Annotated in this window: 16 protein-coding genes; 10 read left to right on the forward strand and 6 right to left on the reverse strand. The window is 60.1% G+C overall.

From position 1 onward, the window contains the following. Positions 1-43: 43 nt before the first annotated feature. Positions 44-301 (reverse strand): hypothetical protein, encoded by a 258-nt coding sequence (locus AC3RLQ_RS12730; protein ID WP_493037613.1) that lies wholly within the window; start codon positions 299-301, stop codon positions 44-46. A 13-nt stretch (positions 302-314) separates the two neighbouring features. Next, entirely contained in the window at positions 315-1,157 is an 843-nt protein-coding gene (gene folP, locus AC3RLQ_RS12735) for a dihydropteroate synthase (RefSeq protein WP_493037615.1), read from the reverse strand. 126 nt (positions 1,158-1,283) lie between these two features. Between folP and AC3RLQ_RS12740 the strand changes: the two genes are divergently transcribed. The 7 genes from AC3RLQ_RS12740 (at position 1,284) to AC3RLQ_RS12770 (ending at position 7,284) form a co-directional block, all read left to right on the forward strand. After that, a complete protein-coding gene (locus AC3RLQ_RS12740) occupies positions 1,284-2,762 on the forward strand; it encodes a hypothetical protein (protein WP_493037617.1) in 1,479 nt (492 codons plus the stop codon). Further along, on the forward strand, positions 2,762-3,040 hold the full coding sequence (locus AC3RLQ_RS12745; protein ID WP_493037619.1) for an acylphosphatase: 279 nt from the start codon (positions 2,762-2,764) through the stop codon (positions 3,038-3,040). The genes AC3RLQ_RS12740 and AC3RLQ_RS12745 overlap by 1 nt, the downstream gene beginning before the upstream one ends. Positions 3,041-3,055: 15 nt before the next feature. Continuing rightward, positions 3,056-3,919, forward strand: coding sequence for an ABC transporter ATP-binding protein (locus tag AC3RLQ_RS12750; protein ID WP_493037621.1), 864 nt, complete (start codon positions 3,056-3,058; stop codon positions 3,917-3,919). Next, positions 3,916-4,839: a hypothetical protein gene (locus AC3RLQ_RS12755; RefSeq protein WP_493037623.1), complete on the forward strand. Its 924-nt coding sequence runs from the start codon at positions 3,916-3,918 to the stop codon at positions 4,837-4,839. The genes AC3RLQ_RS12750 and AC3RLQ_RS12755 overlap by 4 nt, the downstream gene beginning before the upstream one ends. Continuing rightward, positions 4,836-5,630 (forward strand): hypothetical protein, encoded by a 795-nt coding sequence (locus AC3RLQ_RS12760; protein ID WP_493037625.1) that lies wholly within the window; start codon positions 4,836-4,838, stop codon positions 5,628-5,630. Before AC3RLQ_RS12755 ends, AC3RLQ_RS12760 begins: the two co-directional genes overlap by 4 nt. A 62-nt stretch (positions 5,631-5,692) precedes the next feature. Continuing rightward, positions 5,693-6,310, forward strand: a complete 618-nt coding sequence (locus AC3RLQ_RS12765) for a redox-sensing transcriptional repressor Rex (protein WP_487680906.1) — start codon at positions 5,693-5,695, stop codon at positions 6,308-6,310. An 86-nt stretch (positions 6,311-6,396) separates the two neighbouring features. Further along, complete coding sequence (locus AC3RLQ_RS12770) at positions 6,397-7,284, forward strand: beta-propeller domain-containing protein (protein ID WP_493037627.1); 888 nt, start codon at positions 6,397-6,399, stop codon at positions 7,282-7,284. Positions 7,285-7,451: 167 nt separating this feature from the next. Here AC3RLQ_RS12770 and proS read toward each other — a convergent pair whose 3' ends face one another. The 3 genes from proS to AC3RLQ_RS12785 are packed head-to-tail and all read right to left on the reverse strand — an operon-like array spanning position 7,452 to position 9,462. Next, the gene (gene proS / locus AC3RLQ_RS12775; protein ID WP_493037629.1) at positions 7,452-8,966 is read right to left on the reverse strand and encodes a proline--tRNA ligase; all 1,515 of its coding nucleotides are present in this window, start codon (positions 8,964-8,966) and stop codon (positions 7,452-7,454) included. A gap of 41 nt (positions 8,967-9,007) precedes the next feature. Beyond that, positions 9,008-9,265, reverse strand: coding sequence for a hypothetical protein (locus AC3RLQ_RS12780; RefSeq protein WP_493037631.1), 258 nt, complete (start codon positions 9,263-9,265; stop codon positions 9,008-9,010). After that, the gene (locus AC3RLQ_RS12785; protein ID WP_487680895.1) at positions 9,262-9,462 is read right to left on the reverse strand and encodes a hypothetical protein; all 201 of its coding nucleotides are present in this window, start codon (positions 9,460-9,462) and stop codon (positions 9,262-9,264) included. The genes AC3RLQ_RS12780 and AC3RLQ_RS12785 overlap by 4 nt, the downstream gene beginning before the upstream one ends. A 150-nt stretch (positions 9,463-9,612) precedes the next feature. Here AC3RLQ_RS12785 and AC3RLQ_RS12790 point away from each other — a divergent pair, with 150 nt between their 5' ends. Next, on the forward strand, positions 9,613-10,785 hold the full coding sequence (locus AC3RLQ_RS12790) for a PQQ-dependent sugar dehydrogenase (protein WP_493037633.1): 1,173 nt from the start codon (positions 9,613-9,615) through the stop codon (positions 10,783-10,785). Positions 10,786-10,852: 67 nt separating this feature from the next. Here the strand turns inward: AC3RLQ_RS12790 and AC3RLQ_RS12795 are convergent, their stop codons facing one another. After that, positions 10,853-11,404: a hypothetical protein gene (locus tag AC3RLQ_RS12795; RefSeq protein WP_493037635.1), complete on the reverse strand. Its 552-nt coding sequence runs from the start codon at positions 11,402-11,404 to the stop codon at positions 10,853-10,855. A 34-nt stretch (positions 11,405-11,438) separates the two neighbouring features. Here AC3RLQ_RS12795 and AC3RLQ_RS12800 point away from each other — a divergent pair, with 34 nt between their 5' ends. Beyond that, entirely contained in the window at positions 11,439-15,065 is a 3,627-nt protein-coding gene (locus AC3RLQ_RS12800; RefSeq protein WP_493037637.1) for a c-type cytochrome domain-containing protein, read from the forward strand. A 412-nt stretch (positions 15,066-15,477) separates the two neighbouring features. After that, positions 15,478-16,365, forward strand: coding sequence for a hypothetical protein (locus AC3RLQ_RS12805; protein ID WP_493037639.1), 888 nt, complete (start codon positions 15,478-15,480; stop codon positions 16,363-16,365). The last annotated feature ends 61 nt before the right edge of the window (positions 16,366-16,426 follow it).

The raw sequence follows: 16,426 nt of genomic DNA on the forward strand, positions 1-16,426 counted from the left end.
GTCGGGGCAGAAAAGACCTGATTGGCAATGGTCCCGGGCACGCTCACTTCCTGGCCAGCCGCTCCCACCACTCCAGGTAGCTTTGCAATGGTTGCTTCAGTGAAGTATTCTCATGCAGCCAGAACAAGGGTGCATAAAATGCCAGGGCAGCATTCTCCATGGGCTTCAAGGCTGAGTATTTGTTAAAGACGAAAGCAGCGGGACCAAAGCTAAGCGCATAGATCAGTGGCAGCAGCACCACGACCGCCACAATGGCCGACGAACTGGGAGATGACCGTGAGTTGTCTGCGCCGTCGTTCATGGTCAGAGTTGTCTCAGTCACCAGCACCCAAAATCGCCTCCATCATCCGCAGCGCTTCGCGATTCGGCTTCACATCATGCACGCGCACGATGCGCGCCCCATGCTCCCGCGCATAAGCACTCAGCGCAATCGTGGGCCAGAAGCGGTCTTCCATGGCTTCGGAGTGCATGACGCGGGCGATGGTGGATTTGCGTGAGATGCCCACGAGCAGCGGACGCCGGGTGCAAAGCTGCGGCAGCTCGCGCATGAGGGTGAGATTGTGCTCCAGAGTTTTGCCGAAGCCGAAGCCGGGATCGAGCACGATGCGCTCGGGATCGATGCCTTCGTTTTGCAGCACGCGCAGCCGGTTTTCAAAGTAGTCTGACACGGCAGCGACGACATCATCGTACTGCGGATGGGCCTGCATCGTCTGCGGTGTGCCGGTCATGTGCATGACGACGAGTCCCGCCTTGGATTCCGCAGCGACACGGGGCATGGCGGCATCGCCACGCAGGCCGGTCACATCGTTGATGATGTCGGCCCCGGCATCCAGCGCGGCACGAGCGACGGAGGCCTTCATGGTGTCGATGGAAATGAGCGCCTTGGTTTGTGAGCGCACGGCGCGGATCACGGGCAGCACGCGGTGCAGTTCCTCGGCTTCGCTCACTGGCTCGGCGCCGGGGCGGGTGGATTCGCCGCCGATGTCCAGAATGTCTGCGCCTTCCGCCAACAGCGTGAAAGCATGCTCCACGGCACGGCCGGGATCATTGAAGCGCCCGCCGTCCGAAAAGCTGTCGGGCGTGACATTCACGATGCCCATGATGAGACCGCGATGGGTGAGATCGAGGTCGTGGTTGCCAAATCGCCAGCGGAACATGGATGGTGCGGGCGGCTCAGCCCGGTACCGGGTATGTTGAGTTGGATCGGGTTTCCGCCAAGCAGAAAAGTACGAGGAAAAACAGCCCGTGATATTGCCCGCACCGTTTTCCCGCTGCATGGTTTGATGATGAAGCTCAACCCGGCCACCCTGCTGATCATCCTCCTCGCGCTTGGAGGTGCGGCGGCTTTGTTTCTGGCGGGGATGAAACCGGAACCGCCGCCAGCGGTGAACATGCAGCCCCCGGTGGCTGCGGTAAAACAAGAAGCGACACCGATCGACGTCACCAACAAAGCGGTGGAAGACCTCAAGAAGCAGATCGTGCTGCTGGAAGGCCAGATCGAATATCTCCAGGGCCAGAATGATGCCCTGAAGGATGAGAACGCGCAGCTGATTCAGAAGCTCGGCACGCTGGGCATGAAGGACGTGCCGAAGATGGCACCCAAGAGTGGTGAGGATGATGTGGCACCTGACTTTGTGGGCATGGGCTTGGAGATGATGAAAATGCGCAAGCTGCATGCGCTCCCCCTCGTCACGACCGCGGTCAGCCAGGAGGAAGTGGAAAAAGTCATCCTGGCCTGGCTCAAACGCCAGCAGCCGAATGAAGAGGGAAAGAAACTGGCGCGCGGACTCGCGGCGCTGGGCTGGATTCCTGAAGCGATTGATCCCCTGCCACTGCGCGCCGCCTTGCTGGCCCGCCAGCTGGGAGGCTGGTATGACGATGAGTCGGAGACCATGTTCACGATTGATCCATCCACGGCTTCGGGTCCGGCGGTGACTTCGAACGAACCGCTGGGGATCGCCTTCGGGCAGCTGCTGCGCGAATATGGCAGCATTTTGTATCAGCCTCAGCATGGCCCCATGAAGACTGACATGCGGCTGGCGCGGGATTCATTGATCTCGGGAGATGCGGCGCTCACACGGTTCCTGCACTCACTGCAAAACCCGGCTTCCGAGCTGAAGGATGATCTGCCTGCGGAAGACCCGGACCATCCCATCAACCAGGTGCCCATGCCGGCTTACCTGCGGGAGCTGGCGCTGTTCCCATTCAATCGGGGTTTCGATTTTGCCCAGACGCTTCACAGCGCCGGCAGTTTCCCGCAGCTCAATTCCGCCTATAGCCGCCCCCCCATCAGCACGGCGGAAGTCATCGAGCCGGAAATCTATCTCGATCAGGAGCGCCCTGCTCCGGTGGAAATCCAGCTGGGGGAGGTGAAGCTCAAGGGCGTGCTGCCATATCTCGACGACTGCCTTGGCAAGTTCGCCTGCGTCACAGCCCTGCGGACCTACAACAAGGATGAAGACGCGGCGCTCGGTGCGCACGGACTCGTGGCAGACCGGTTGCTGGCCTGGGCGGCGGATGGCGGGGCAAAACGCGACCACGCGGCATGGCAGACGCTGTTCATGGACAAGTCCTCCGCCGATGCCTTTTACAAGGCGATGCTGAACTGCCTGAAGGAGCGCTACAAAACCCAGGGCGCAGGTGAATTCACCGCGCAGGGCCGGTTTGTCAGCCTGCTGCGCAATCGCGGTGACGCAGGCGTGGTCTTGATTGAAGCGGCCAGCGAAGAAGCCAGGGCCGCCTTGAAACTTTTGATGAAGTGATGACTGCAAAAAATGTTCTCTATTCAGGCCGCGTCCAGGGCGTGGGCTTTCGCTACAGCACGAAGCGCATCGCCTCGGGCTTTGATGTGACGGGCTGGGTCAAAAATCTGCCCGATGGCCGCGTGGAAATGCTGGCGCAGGCATTGGATGCCGATGAACTGGACGCCTTCCTCGAAGACATCCAGCAGAGCAGCCTGGGCTCGCACATCAAGCAGCGTGAGGTCAAAGCCATCGCCGCAGAGCCAAACTTGCGTGGATTCAGCATTCTGCGTGATTAACCTGTCCCAACCCGTATGAGCGCCACGCCCGCCGTTTCCGTCAACCACCTGACCAAGGTCTTCAAAGGCCACCTTGGCAAAGGCGCCTTTCGCGCCGTGCATGATGTCTCATTCACGGTGCAACCCGGAGAGGTCTATGGCCTCATCGGCCCCAATGGATCCGGCAAATCCACCACGATGAAGGCCATTCTGGGCCTGCTCAATGCGACTGAAGGCCACACCAGCATCTTCGGCATCCCGAGCACGGAAGTGGCCAGCCGCCGCAGCGTGGGCTTCCTGCCAGAGAATCCGTATTTCTACAAGCACCTGACCGGACGCGAGACCCTGCACTTCTACGGCAAGCTGTGCGGCATGAGCGGTGATCAGTTGAAATCCCGCGCGGAAGAAATGCTGGCGCTGACCGGGCTTGAAGATGCGGCCACTCGGCGCGTGGGCGGTTATTCCAAAGGCATGCTGCAGCGGCTCGGCCTGGCGCAGGCCCTGATCCATGAGCCGCAGCTCCTCGTGCTGGATGAACCCACCGCCGGTGTGGACCCCTCCGGCTCACGCATCATCCGGGATCTCATCATCGAGTTTCGCTCCCGTGGCATCACTGTGCTGGTCACTTCGCACCTGCTGGAGCAGATGCAGGAGGTATGCGACCGAGTGGGCATCATGGCGCACGGGCGCATGGTCCGCGAAGGACGGCTGGACGAACTGATCGCCGTGGAAAATCAAACTGAGCTGGTTCTTGAAAACGCCTCCCCTGACCTGCTGGCCAAGATTGATGCGCTGGTGAAGGCCGAAGGCGGCGGCACGCGCCTGCTGCGCAGCGGCCACCCGCGTACGACTCTGGAACGCCTGTTCATTGAAGCAACCAACGAACCGAAAAAACCATGAGCCAAGCCTCCCCTAGTTCTGCCGCCGCCTCCGTGGCTCCAGTTCGCTTCTCCCCCAAACGCGTGTGGACGCTGGCCTATGCGACGATGACGCAGCTTATGCGGATGAAGATCCTGCCCTTCCTGCTGCTGTTTTGCGCGCTGGTGGCGGCCATGGGCTTTGGCTTTTCCACCATCAATCCCGAGCAGCAACTCAGCCAGTTCAAGACCATGTCCCTGGGTGTGCTGCAGGTGTTCAGCATCGTCTTCGGCATTGTGGCCACGGCCCTGCTGCTGCCGAAAGATCTGGAGGACCGCACTCTCTACACGATCCTGTCAAAGCCGGTGCCACGCTTTGACTACCTGCTCGGCAAGCTGATCGGAGTGCTGATGCTCATCGCCTCAGGCCTCGTGATTATTGATGCCGTGCTGAGCCTAATCTTGTGGTTGCAGCAGTCCATGCTGTTCGCCTCCGCTGTGTCCCAGTTGCATTCGGAAAACCAGGATTCGCCCGAGGCGGTGGCACAGGTTCGTGAAATCGTGGCCCGGCAGGGGCTCACCTGGAACCTTCACTGGGCGGTGTGGGCCATCTTCCTGAAGGCCGCTGTGGTGACCACCGTGGCCCTGCTGCTCTCCTGCATCGCGAGTTCGACGCTGTTCACCATCGTCATCACCTTTTGCATCACCATCATCGGCCATGGCCATGCGATGATCCGCGAGTTCATTTTCCAGCCCAATCTCGGCAGCACCGCCACACGCATCGCCACCTTTCTGCTGGCCACCATCTGCCCCGACCTGGCGCAGTTCGATGTCGTGGACAGCGTGGCCAACGGTGAGATCGTGCCCTGGGTTGCGGTCTATGAAATGACCGGCATCGCGGCGCTTTACATGACAGTGTACCTCTTCGTCACTCACCTGGTCTTTGTGGAGAAGGAACTATGAAACGAAAACTCCAGGCTGCTGCTGTGCTGCTGATCTTTGGTGTGCTGAAACTGCCGCTGGAGCAGCGGGTGACGCATGATCTGCGCACGATGCATCTGGTGGATGAGCCGCTGCATCTGGGCGTGAAGGGCAACATGGGGCAGATGGGCCTTGCCGCAGCGTTCGGCGGATTGCGCGGGTTGATCGCCACTGTTTTCCAACTGCGCGCCCATGTGGAGTTCACGCGGGTGAACTGGGCGCAGGTGGACAAATACTATGGCTTTGTGACGCAGCTCCAGCCGCGCAATGCCCGCTACTGGGAGGAGGCCTCATGGCACATGGCATACAATGCGGCCTCGTACTACCTCTACAACAAAGAGCTGAAAGGGGGACTGCGCGGCACCTTGTTCCATGACTATGTGAAGCGTGGCATGGACATTCTGGAGGAGGGTTTAAAGATCATGCCGGACAATCCCCGGCTGTGGCAAAAGCTGGGAGACCTGCACTGGAACCGCAGCAAGGACTTCAAAGCCTCTGGCGATGCCTACTTGAACTCCTTCAAGCACGGTGGGCTGAATTTCACCGAGCGCTTCGCCGGCTTTGCCTATGCGCAGGCAAACGATCCCGACTCATGGGCCAAGGGTTACGCTATTTTGAAGAAGCTCTACGACGAAAAAAAGGCCACCCCCGGGCTGATCGAATTTCTGAAGATGCTGGAACATAATCTCCACATCCCCGCAGCTCAGCGCATTCCTGATGCAGGCCCGGTAAGAACAATCCCAGATCCTCAGTCCGGTCCGCAACGGCAGTAGGCTGGTAGCCTAGCTTGGTTGACATCCGATGCTTTCGGGTGAATTTTCACATTGTTCAACCAATGCCTGCCAAAATAGACATCCCCCGCAAGTCGATCTACCGCCTTTCGATCTACCAGCGCTGCCTGCAGCGTCTGCGTGAGAACCAGGTGGACACCGTGTCGTCTGCCGCATTGGCAAAAGCGGCCGGGGTGAAGTCCACGCAGCTGCGCAAAGATCTGGCGTATTTCGGCCAGCTCGGCACCCGGGGTCTGGGCTACAATGTGGACGCCCTCAGCGGCACGATCGGCGATGTGCTGGGACAAAACAAACTGCAGCCGGTCATTCTGGTTGGCGTCGGCAATCTCGGTTCCGCACTGCTGCGCTACGGAGGCTTCCGCAAGGAGGGCTTTGAAGTCGCGGCCGCGTTTGATCTCGCTCCCCGCAAGCAGCCGCAGGTCACTGTGCCCGTGCTGCCGATGACTGAAATGGCCGAATTCATCCGCCGCCAGAATGTGAAAATGGCCATCCTCACCGTGCCCGCCAGCAATGCCCAGTCCGTGGTCAATGATCTGGTGCAGCACGGCATCCAGGCCATCTTGAATTTCTCGCCCACCGTCCTCGATGTCCCGGAGAATGTCGTCGTGAACAGCGTGGATCTGGCCGTGGAGTTGGAGAATCTGAGCTACTTCATCCGCTGATTTTTCGGTGCCGTGTGGCTGAGAATGAGTTGAAGCAAACGCGCTGCGGCATGCGTTGATGTCGGACTCACCCTCCGACCCTCCCCATGCTCCGACTCCTCGCCGTCCTCTTCGCCCTTGTCTCCACCGCCTCTGCGGCACATCCGTTTCTCTGCTGCGACTATGGCGGCGGCAAGGTCTGCGTGGTTTCCGCCGAAGGGAAAATCGAATGGCAGTGGGACTGCAAAAGCCCGCAGGACTGCTGGAAACTGCCGAATGGAAACTACCTCTTCTGCTTTGTCAGTGGCGCCATGGAGGTGACACCGGACAAGAAAATCGTGTGGGAGTACAAGGCGCCGACGGATGTGAAAGTCGAAGTCCATTCCTGCCAGCCGCTGCCGGATGGGAATGTGATGATCGTGGAATGTGGCACCAGCCGCATCATCGAGGTGGATCGCGCCGGAAAGATCGCCAAGGAGATCAAGCTGACCGCAGCTCCTGAGATCAAGCTGCACAACCAGTTTCGCGGCACGCGCAAACTCGCTAACGGCCACTACCTCGTCTGCTTCAAAGGCGAAGGCAAAATCGTCGAACTCGATGCCGACGGCAAAGTGCTGCGCCAGATCAAGGTTCCTGGAGATCCGCATGAAGTTGTGCCGCTTCCCGAAGGCCACCTGCTCATCACCTGCGGCGATGGCCATCAGGTGCGTGAACTGGACGCCAAAGAAAACATCGTCTGGGAACTCGCTGAAAACGACATCCCCGGCTACCCCCTGCGCCTCATGGCCGGTTGCCAGCGCCTGCCAAATGGCAACACCGTCTTCTGCGTTTATCTCGGCCATGGCCACATCGGCGAGCAAGCCCAGGTCATCGAAGTCACTCGTGACAAGAAGATCGTCTGGAGCGTGGCCGACCACGCCCAGTTCAAGACGATCAATCAGATCATGCTGCTGGATGTGCCCGGAGACGTGACGAAGGGCGAGGTGCTGCGCTGATTCGCCGCCTCCGGTCGTCGGTTGGGTGTGTTTGGCGCGCAGATCCATCCCACGCCCCACAGCACTCTCCGCCAAACTGCCCGACCTCCAGGATTTTCGTACGCCCTGGAGTTTGCAGCACGCTCACGGACGGGTGGGCTGTCGCCACACCCATCCTACGATATGCCTCAATAACTCCGCGCAAACACCACGCGGCGAGAGCTTGGCTTGCCGGTGAGGAAGCACTTGCCTTCCTCGGCAAACTGATCGCCGTGAGGGATGCAGCGGATGGTGACTTTCAGGTCTTTGCTGAGAGTGTCTTCATCGTCGCTGCTGCCGGCCCAGTGCATGAGGGCGAAGCCGCCTTCGGAGTCTTCGGCAAAGAAGGCTTTGAACTCTTCCAGCGTTTCGAGCTTCTTCATGTTCGCGTCACGCAGTGCTGTGGCACGTGCGAGCAGCGCGTCCTGAATCTCCTGCAGGCGCTCCGTCACGGACTGGATGAACTCTTCCTTGGGCACGAACTCCTTGGCCTTCGGCCCCTGATCGCGGCGGCAAACGGCCACGCTGCGGCTGGTGATATCGCGAGGTCCCATTTCGAGACGCATTGGCACACCTTTCTTAATCCATTCCCAGTTCTTCGCGCCGCCCTGAAGGTCGCGCTTGTCCACGTGCACGCGCAGAGGCTCACCGGCGAACAACTGGGTGCGCAGTGTTTGTGCCAGCGCCTCGCAGGCGGCGATGACTTCATCGCGCGTGTCAGCCTTCGGCGTGACGGGCAGGATGACGATCTGGTTCGGGGCCACGCGTGGTGGGATGATGACGCCATCGTCATCGCCATGGGCCATGATGACCGTGCCGATCATGCGGGTGCTGACGCCCCAGCTCGTGGTGTGGGCCAGCTGGCGCGTATTGTCACGGCCGAGGAACTGGATGTTCGCAGCCTTGGCGAAGTTTTGTCCGAGGTAATGCGACGTGCCGGCCTGGATGGCCTTCTTGTCCTGCACCATGGCTTCGACGGTGAATGTCTGCACGGCGCCGGGGAAACGCTCGCGCTCGGTCTTCTCGCCAGGAATCACCGGAATGGCAAGGTGATCGCGCATGAAGTCCTCATACACCTTGTGCATGGTGCGTGTTTCCACGATGGCCTCTTCGGCGGTTTCATGGGCGGTGTGGCCTTCCTGCCAGAGGAACTCGGCGGTGCGCAGGAAGAGGCGTGGGCGCATCTCCCAGCGCATGACGTTGCACCACTGATTGATGAGCAGCGGCAGGTCGCGGTAGCTTTCCACCCAGCGGGCGAAGGCAGCGCCGATGATCGTTTCGGAAGTCGGGCGAATCACGAAGGGCTCGGCCAGTTCGCCAGTGGGGATCATCTTCGTGGTGCCATCGGGCTGCTTCTGCGCCTCCAGGCGGTGATGCGTGACCACGGCGCACTCGGTGGCAAAGCCCTCGGCGTGCTGCGCTTCCTTTTCAAGATAGCTCAGGGGGATCAGCAGCGGGAAGTAGGCGTTCACGTGGCCGGTGGCCTTGAATTTCACATCGAGCTGGCGCTGGATGTTTTCCCACAGGCCGTAACCCCACGGCTTGATCACCATGCAGCCGCGGACCTCGGAGTTCTCCGCCATGTCGGCGGCACGAACGACCTGCTGGTACCATTCGGGAAAGTCTTGGGCGCGTGTGGGGGTGATTGCGGTGGCGTTGCTCATGGTTATTAGGGACACGCAGGATAGAAGCATTCCGCAGGCGGTCAATGATCGGCTGGCCTGACATCGAGCACCTTCAAGTGCCGGTCGGCGAAGTCCTCCCAATAATCAATGGCGTAGCCTGCATGAATATGCACATCGAGCCGACGACCCACGGCATCACGCTCTTCGTAGTCAGCATATCGAGCTGGATAGCTGGTGATCTCTAGAAAACGCTTCATCAATCGTTTCCGATCAGCCGACTTGAGGGAGTCGAGAAACACGATGACCTCATGCGCCAGCAACAGTCGGTACTCGATCATGCATCAGCCGCGTATCTCTTGTTCAATTCCTCCAACGTCACCCAATGACCGGGCGAGTTATCATCGATCCTGCGGGCCATTTCTTCTGCAAAACTTGATTCGTCAGGCCCTCTAAGCGTGGTCAAGAAGGCTGCCAGACGGCGACGTTCCTGTTCGCCAAGCTTGCGAGCTTCTTCCATGAGGGTTTCCAGACTCATGCTTTAAATTCTATTTCTTGGCCGATTGAAGGCAAATGAAACTTTGCCGTTGCGCCAAGATGACCTCCCACGGCTGGAAGATCACTTAGATGCAGATTTTCTTCATTGCCCTGCAAGACTCGGCCCGCATAGACTGACTATCTCGAACCTATGCGCTCCCTTCTCTGTCTCGCCTTCCTCACTTCGGCTGCTTTTGCCGCCGACACCCATAAGCTGACCCGTGTTTATGAAAAGCTCCCCACGGAGCGTCCCATCGCAGTGGTGATCCCGGAGGATGGCAGTGGTCGTGAGTTCCTCGCACTCCAACGTGGACAGATTTTGATCCTGCCGAAGGACGAGCAGGGCACGGAAGCCAAGACCTTCCTGGATCTCTCCCCGCGTGGCATGGAGGCGAAGGACGGCTTTTTTGAAGAAGGCCTCAACGGCCTGGCCTTTCACCCGAAGTTCAAGGACAACGGCCTCTTCTACCTCTGCTACACGCTGCAGAAGCCCAAGCGCCTCGTCATCACCGAGATGAAGGCCAACGGCGACAAGGCGGACGAAAGCACCGAGCGCTCGCTGCTCGAAATCCCGCTGGTGAACTGGAACCACCACGGCGGCAACATCGTCTTCGGCCCGGACGGCTTCCTCTACATCGGCGTCGGCGACAACTCGAAGCGCAACGGCGAACTCAAGATGTCCCAGCTCAACGCCACGCTGTACGGCAAGATCCTCCGCATCGACGTCAACAGCCGCGAATACTCCAAGGCCTACGGCATTCCTGCCGACAATCCGTATGCGAACGGCGTGAACGCCCTGCCACAGATCTACGCGAACGGCATTCGCAACCCCTGGGGCCTGAGCTTTGACGCCAAAGGCCACCTCTGGTGCGCCGATGTGGGCCAGGACATCTGGGAAGAAATCAACTGGATCACGAATGGCGGCAACTACGGCTGGAACTTCCGCGAAGGCCCTGCCGCATTCCCCCTGATGACCGACACCCCGCCCGCCGACGCGAAGTTCATCGAGCCTGTCCACGCCTACAGCCACGCCGATGGCCTCAGCATCACCGGTGGCATCGTTTACACCGGCAAAGCCCTGCCAGAGCTGCAGGGAGCCTACGTGTATGGCGACTTCATCCTCGGCAAAGTCTGGGCGCTCAAGACCGACGACAGCGGCAAGGAAGTGAGCAATGCGCTGCTTTACACCAGCCCGCAGACGCCTGCCGCTGATCCCAAGAAGAAGCCCACCGTGCTGGTCAAACCCACCGCCTTCTGCGCCAACGCCGCCGGAGAGATGCTCGTACTCGACTGGAACGGCGCGATCTACAAGCTGGGCAAGTAAAACGAATTTCCCATTTCGTATGTCGTAGGGCGAGCTGCGAAGCTCGCCCTATCATTTACCCCCTGATTTAATGATCATGGAGCGGACGCCCATCGATGAGGTTGGCGATGTTGTTGGCGAGCATCAGCGTTAGGACGAGGGCAACCACCAGCCACAACAGCCCCAGCACCACGGCCTCCACGCAAAACCCTCTGACGGACCGTGCAGGCTGGCACAGCAGCTGCCAGCTCAGGAACGACAGCGAGCCCACATACACCAGCAGGAGCGGATAGTAAGCGATCTGCACCAGATCCCGCAGCCACAGGGGATACCCGCTGGCATTCGTCCAGAAGTACGGGGTCTCCCGCAGCCAGACAAAAGGCAGCAAAAGCCCGGCCATCAAAAATGCCGCGACGTAAAACAGCGGCTTGAAGAAGGTGAGTGGCTGCCTCTCGTTTTTGATCATCCCCATAAAGGAAGCACTCTCACAGAACTTGGAAACAGCCCAGTGATAAGGATGCGCCCCCGTCCATTCTACGCATACCTTTAGCGCAGGCTTTCCTCCCCCAAAAAATTGAACGTCAGGATTGCCCTTCTTGACACATTTCTTGGCCACCTCCCCTCTGACGAAAGTCTTCACCCCCCACGTGCGTAATTCAGGACGCCATCCACCTATGATGCCCAAAACCACCCTTTCGCTGACTTGCGCGGCCTTCGCCGCAGTGTCCCTTCATGCCCAGGACGCTGCCGAAAAAATCACCTATCAGGATCACATCCGCCCGCTGCTGGAGAACAAATGCTTCTCCTGCCACAATCCCGATAAAAAGAAGGGTGACCTCGATCTGACCAGCTTCGGTGCCCTCATGAACGGTGGCGGCGGCGGGTCTGTGGTGGATCCCGGCAATGTGGACAGCAGCCGCATCTGGAGCACCTGCGCCAAGAAGGAAGAGCCCTTCATGCCGCCGGAAGGCGCGCCGCTGGGGCCAAAGGATCTCGATCTCATCGCCTCATGGATCAAAGGCGGCATCCTCGACACGAAGTCAAGCATCGCCAAGAAATCCGCCAAGCCTAAGGTGGACATGGCAGTCAGCGTTACGAGCGGCAAACCGGAAGGCCCCATCGCCAAGCCGGAGCACGTGCTGCTGGAGCCCGTCATCGTCACACAGCACACCACCGCCATCACGGCCATGGCCGCCAGCCCGTGGACTTCGCTCATGGCTCTGGCTGCACCGAAGCAGATCTTGCTGTACGACACCGACACCAAGCAGCTTGTTGGCATTTTCCCCTACACCGAAGGCTACGCGCGCAGCCTGCGCTTCAGCCGCAATGGCTCCCTGCTCATCATGGGCGGTGGTCGTGGCGGCAAAAACGGCCACGCCATCGTGTGGGACGTCAAAACCGGCAAACGCATCACCGAAGTCGGCAAGGAGTTCGATCAGGTCATGTCTGCGGATATCAGCCCCGATCACAAGAGGATCGTGATCGGCAGCCCTTCCAAGAAGGTCAAAGTGTACAGCACGGCCAACGGCGAAGAGGAATACGTCATCAGCAAGCACACCGAGTGGGTGATGAGCACCACCTTCAGCCCGGATGGTGTGCTGCTGGCCACCAGCGACCGCAACGGCAACGTCAATGTCTGGGAGGCCGAAAACGGCGGTGAATTCTACATCCTCGGCCAGCACAAGGCCTCCTGCGTGGACCTTGCATGGCGCGCCGATTCCAACATCCTCGCCTCCTGCTCCATGGACGGCACGATCAGCACCTGGGAAATGAACGAAGGCAAGCTGGTCAAGAACTGGGCCGCTCACGGTGGCGGCGTGCAGTCCGTTTCCTTCACGCCCGATGGCAAGATCGTTTCCTCCGGCAACGACGGCCTCGTCCGCGTCTGGGACATCAATGGCAACAAACTCGGTGAAGCCCCCAGCCAGGGCGATCTCGTGACCAAGGTGGTCTCGCTCTTCGATTCCAAAAACGCCATCTCCGCCAACTGGCGCGGTGACATCATTCAGTGGACCTTTGGCGCCACGGCGCTCAGTGAGAGCGGCCGCTACACCAGCAATCCATCCCTGATCGCCCAGCGCATCGTGCAGACCGAGCAGCGTCTGGCCGAACTCACCACCAAGCTCCCGACTCTTCAGGCAGCCATCAAGGCCGCCGAGGCCGATGCCAAGGCGCGGGATGAAGCCCTGGCCAAAGTCCGTGCCGAAGTCGCCGCCAACGAAGCGCGCAGCAAAAACCTCCCCGGCGAGATCGCCAATGACGAAAAAGCCCTGGCTGCGCTGAAAGCCGCCCGCACCAAGGCCGAGCAGGACAAGGCCGCACGCACCGCCGCCATCAAGGCCCACGCTGAAAAGTCCGCCAAGATCGCCGCACAGGAAAAAGAGCTCGCCCCTGTGGCTGCAGAAGCCGCCAAACTGGCCGCTGCTGACAAGGCCGTGGCAGACATCAGCGCCGCACTCGAAGCAGCCAAAAAGGAACTCGCCGCCAAGGCCGGTGATGCCGCTCTGACCGCCAAGGTCAAAGACAGCGAAGGCAAGCTCGCCGCCGCCAAGGCTGAGCAGCAAAAGATCGCCCCAGTCAAAGCCAAGGCCGATCAACTCGCCGCCGCCCTGGCCAAAGCCAAGGCCGAGCTGGGCGCTGCTCCTGCCGCTCCGGCAGACCTCGACAAGCTCATCGCCGAAACCGACGCCAAGATCAAAGCCACCGCCGATGGCATCGCCGCAAAGAAGGCAGAGCTGCCGAAGCTTCCTGCCTTGGTGAAAGCCGGCCCGGACCGCATCAAGAATGCCGAGTCCAATGCCGTCACCGGCAAAAACAACCTCGTTGCAGCACAGACTGCTGCGAATTCCGCCAGCACCGAGATCGGCATCCTGCAAAAAGTGCCAACCGCGCTCAAGGCCGCCCAGTTCAATACCGGTGTGCTCGCCGAAAAGGAAAAACTCGCCAAGCTCGAAGCTGACTTCACCGATTTCACCGAAGCCAAGAAAGACGCGGAAGCCGCCAAGGTCTCTGCCGCAGCGCGCATTGAGGACTCTAAAAAAGCCATCGCCGCATCCACCGCCGCCCAGCCCGGACTGGAAGCCGCGCTGAAGAAAGTGCAGGGCGAGCAGGCCGGCCTCGAAACCGCCATTAAACCCACACGCGACGCCGATGCCGCAGCCGCCGCCAAGGTGAACGAGCAGAAGGCCACCATCACCACCAAGGAGGCTGAAATCGCCGCCGCGGCGAAAGCCAAGGACGAAGCCATCGCCGCCGCCAAAAAAGCCGCCGAGGACATCGCCAAGGTGATCGAGACGAAAAAGAAGAGCCTCGCGGAAGTGAATGGCAAACTCGCCGCCCCGGAGAAAGCCGTGAAGGCCAAGCAGGATGCCGTGGTGCCGAAAGACGCTGTTCTGGCTGCCGCCAAGAAAGCCCACGCAGATGCCACCGCAGACCTTGCCAACAAAGACAAAGCCGCCAAGGACACCGAAGCCGCGCTGGCTGCTGCCACGGCCGCCCAGGCTGCCGCTGAAAAAGCCCTCGCTGACACCCGCGCCAAGCAGAAACCTGCGGCTGACGCCGTGAATGCGGCGAAGAAAGAACTCGCCGCGAAAGCGGGCGATGCAGCTCTCACCGTCAAGCTCGCCGAAGCTGAAAAAGCCGCGGCGGACATCGCCAATGCCATCAAGGCCGCCGAAGGTGAAGCTGGTGCGAAAAAGAACGCCCGTAACGACGCTGCGAAAGCCCGTGACGTGGCCAAAGCCGCCAACAATCCGCAGAGCGTGAACAAAGCCCTGGCAGCTATCAAGACCGCCGAGCAGCAGCTCGCCCAGGCGAAGAGCGAACTCGCTGCCGCCGAGAAGCAGGCCGCCACTCCCCGTGCGCAGCGTGACGCCATCCAGAAAGAGATCGAAGCCCAGGGCAAGGCCCTCGCCGAGAAGCAGGCCGCACCGGCTGCGCTTGAGAAAGACTTTGCCGCTAAGATCGCTCCGCTCAATGCCGCCATCACTGCCGCCAAGACCGCCCTGCCACCGCTGGAGCAGGCCTACGCCGCCGCCCATGGCAAGCTGGACGCCGAACAGAAAGTGCTCGACGCCAAGAAGGCCGAAGTCGCGAAGGCAAACGGTGAATTCGAAGGCGCCAAGAAGAAGAAAACCGACGCCGAAGCCACCATCGCCGCCGCCACCAAGGAAATCCCCGAGAAGGACAAGATCATCGCCGAAGCCACCGCCGAACTCGCCAAGCTGCAACCACAGCTCGACCCGATGCGCACCAAGGTGAAGCAGATGAACGACCAGTATCTCACGATGCTGCCGAAGTGATCTTCAAGGCACCCGTGATTGGCAGACCGTGATGCGTTCTTGAGCGCGGCGTCGAAAGCGCCCGCGCTCACGCAGGCGCGGAACGTCTTGGACTGCGGTTACAAGCCTCGGCGCGGCACCTCTTTCGAAGGGATGAGGAGGGTGCGCGGCCACAGGGGAACTCCCTCTCTCCGCCCCTGACTTACGACAACAAAGGAACTTTCTCTTCGGGGAGAGGGCTGGGGTGAGGGGGCGGCACTCACCTTTCGAACAGGGTGGGATGTCCCTCACCCTACCTCTCCCCCCCAAGAACCGCTAGAGCATTGCCCCATCAGCAGCAGGGAGAGGGGATTCGCTTTGTGGCCACACGGTATTATGTGCCAAGAAGGCTATCGTATAAATTAAAGCGATATGAAGAAAAGCGGTGTCGTCGATGAGGCTTGCGCCGTGCATCTCTGCCACCGCACTCCACGACGCGGTCGCGTTTTTCAGATGCTCCTTGGCTACTGGAGCGTGCCCCAGCCACAAACAGCCATTTCACCATACAAATCTCAATAAAACATCTAGACATCCGGGACAGATCGCTGCTACAGGCCCTGTAGCTATGAGCGTCTATCAGGTCACCCGCGAAGGTCAGAATCTTGGCTCCTTTGAAGCTTCCCAAATTCAGGCAGGCCTGCAAACCGGCCAGTTTTTGCCAAGCGACTGGGGCTGGCGCGAAGGCATGTCCGGCTGGCAGGGACTGACTGAAATTTTCGGCAGCTCACCCGCCCCCCAGCCCCGGGCCCTGGCATCCTCCTTCAGCTCTTTGGTCAGGAAATCCCCAGCCTCAAAGCCATCTGAAAGCCTCAACCCCTACGCCGCGCCTGCATCGGACAGGGTGATCTCGCGCAGCAGTGGAGAGCTGCCGTCTGACGTCATGCTGGAGCTGCAGAACACCCGGCCCTGGGTGCTGTTCATCGCCGTGGTGATGTGGATCATCGGCGGAGGTTTTCTGATTCTTCTCCTGTTCAATGTCTTCTTCACGGGAAGCCCTGCTGCAAAGAACGTGTTCTCATCAGGCAGCTTGGTGAGCATGATCAGCTACATGGTCGGATTCGGTCTTGGACTTGCTGTGGTGGCCTACGTCATCATCTATCCCACGCTGAAACTGACCCGGTATGCCTTGAACATTGCCCGGTTCACCAAGTCAGAGTCCTTCGCCGATCTGGCGGCCGCACTCTCTGAGCAGCGCCGGTTCTGGCGATTTCAGGGCATCGTGCTGCTCGCGAATCTGGGCTTTGGGCTTCTGATATTGATTTGGTCGCTGGCTGTGCGCTGAGTCCAGCGGCACCGCTTTCCCCCGCAGGAACACTTGAATTGCAGGAGGAAGGGGGGCATGG

This window comes from Prosthecobacter sp. GW821-HT29F12, assembly GCF_058803405.1.

Coding starts and splice junctions, on each gene's coding strand:
- AC3RLQ_RS12780 (WP_493037631.1), bottom strand. CDS start 9,265: ATGATCGAGTACCGACTGTTGCTGGCGCATGAGGTCATCGTGTTTCTC.
- AC3RLQ_RS12740 (WP_493037617.1), top strand. CDS start 1,284: ATGATGAAGCTCAACCCGGCCACCCTGCTGATCATCCTCCTCGCGCTT.
- AC3RLQ_RS12745 (WP_493037619.1), top strand. CDS start 2,762: ATGACTGCAAAAAATGTTCTCTATTCAGGCCGCGTCCAGGGCGTGGGC.
- AC3RLQ_RS12730 (WP_493037613.1), bottom strand. CDS start 301: ATGAACGACGGCGCAGACAACTCACGGTCATCTCCCAGTTCGTCGGCC.
- AC3RLQ_RS12755 (WP_493037623.1), top strand. CDS start 3,916: ATGAGCCAAGCCTCCCCTAGTTCTGCCGCCGCCTCCGTGGCTCCAGTT.
- AC3RLQ_RS12800 (WP_493037637.1), top strand. CDS start 11,439: ATGATGCCCAAAACCACCCTTTCGCTGACTTGCGCGGCCTTCGCCGCA.
- AC3RLQ_RS12765 (WP_487680906.1), top strand. CDS start 5,693: ATGCCTGCCAAAATAGACATCCCCCGCAAGTCGATCTACCGCCTTTCG.
- AC3RLQ_RS12760 (WP_493037625.1), top strand. CDS start 4,836: ATGAAACGAAAACTCCAGGCTGCTGCTGTGCTGCTGATCTTTGGTGTG.
- AC3RLQ_RS12750 (WP_493037621.1), top strand. CDS start 3,056: ATGAGCGCCACGCCCGCCGTTTCCGTCAACCACCTGACCAAGGTCTTC.
- AC3RLQ_RS12785 (WP_487680895.1), bottom strand. CDS start 9,462: ATGAGTCTGGAAACCCTCATGGAAGAAGCTCGCAAGCTTGGCGAACAG.
- proS (WP_493037629.1), bottom strand. CDS start 8,966: ATGAGCAACGCCACCGCAATCACCCCCACACGCGCCCAAGACTTTCCC.
- folP (WP_493037615.1), bottom strand. CDS start 1,157: ATGTTCCGCTGGCGATTTGGCAACCACGACCTCGATCTCACCCATCGC.
- AC3RLQ_RS12805 (WP_493037639.1), top strand. CDS start 15,478: ATGAGGCTTGCGCCGTGCATCTCTGCCACCGCACTCCACGACGCGGTC.
- AC3RLQ_RS12790 (WP_493037633.1), top strand. CDS start 9,613: ATGCGCTCCCTTCTCTGTCTCGCCTTCCTCACTTCGGCTGCTTTTGCC.
- AC3RLQ_RS12770 (WP_493037627.1), top strand. CDS start 6,397: ATGCTCCGACTCCTCGCCGTCCTCTTCGCCCTTGTCTCCACCGCCTCT.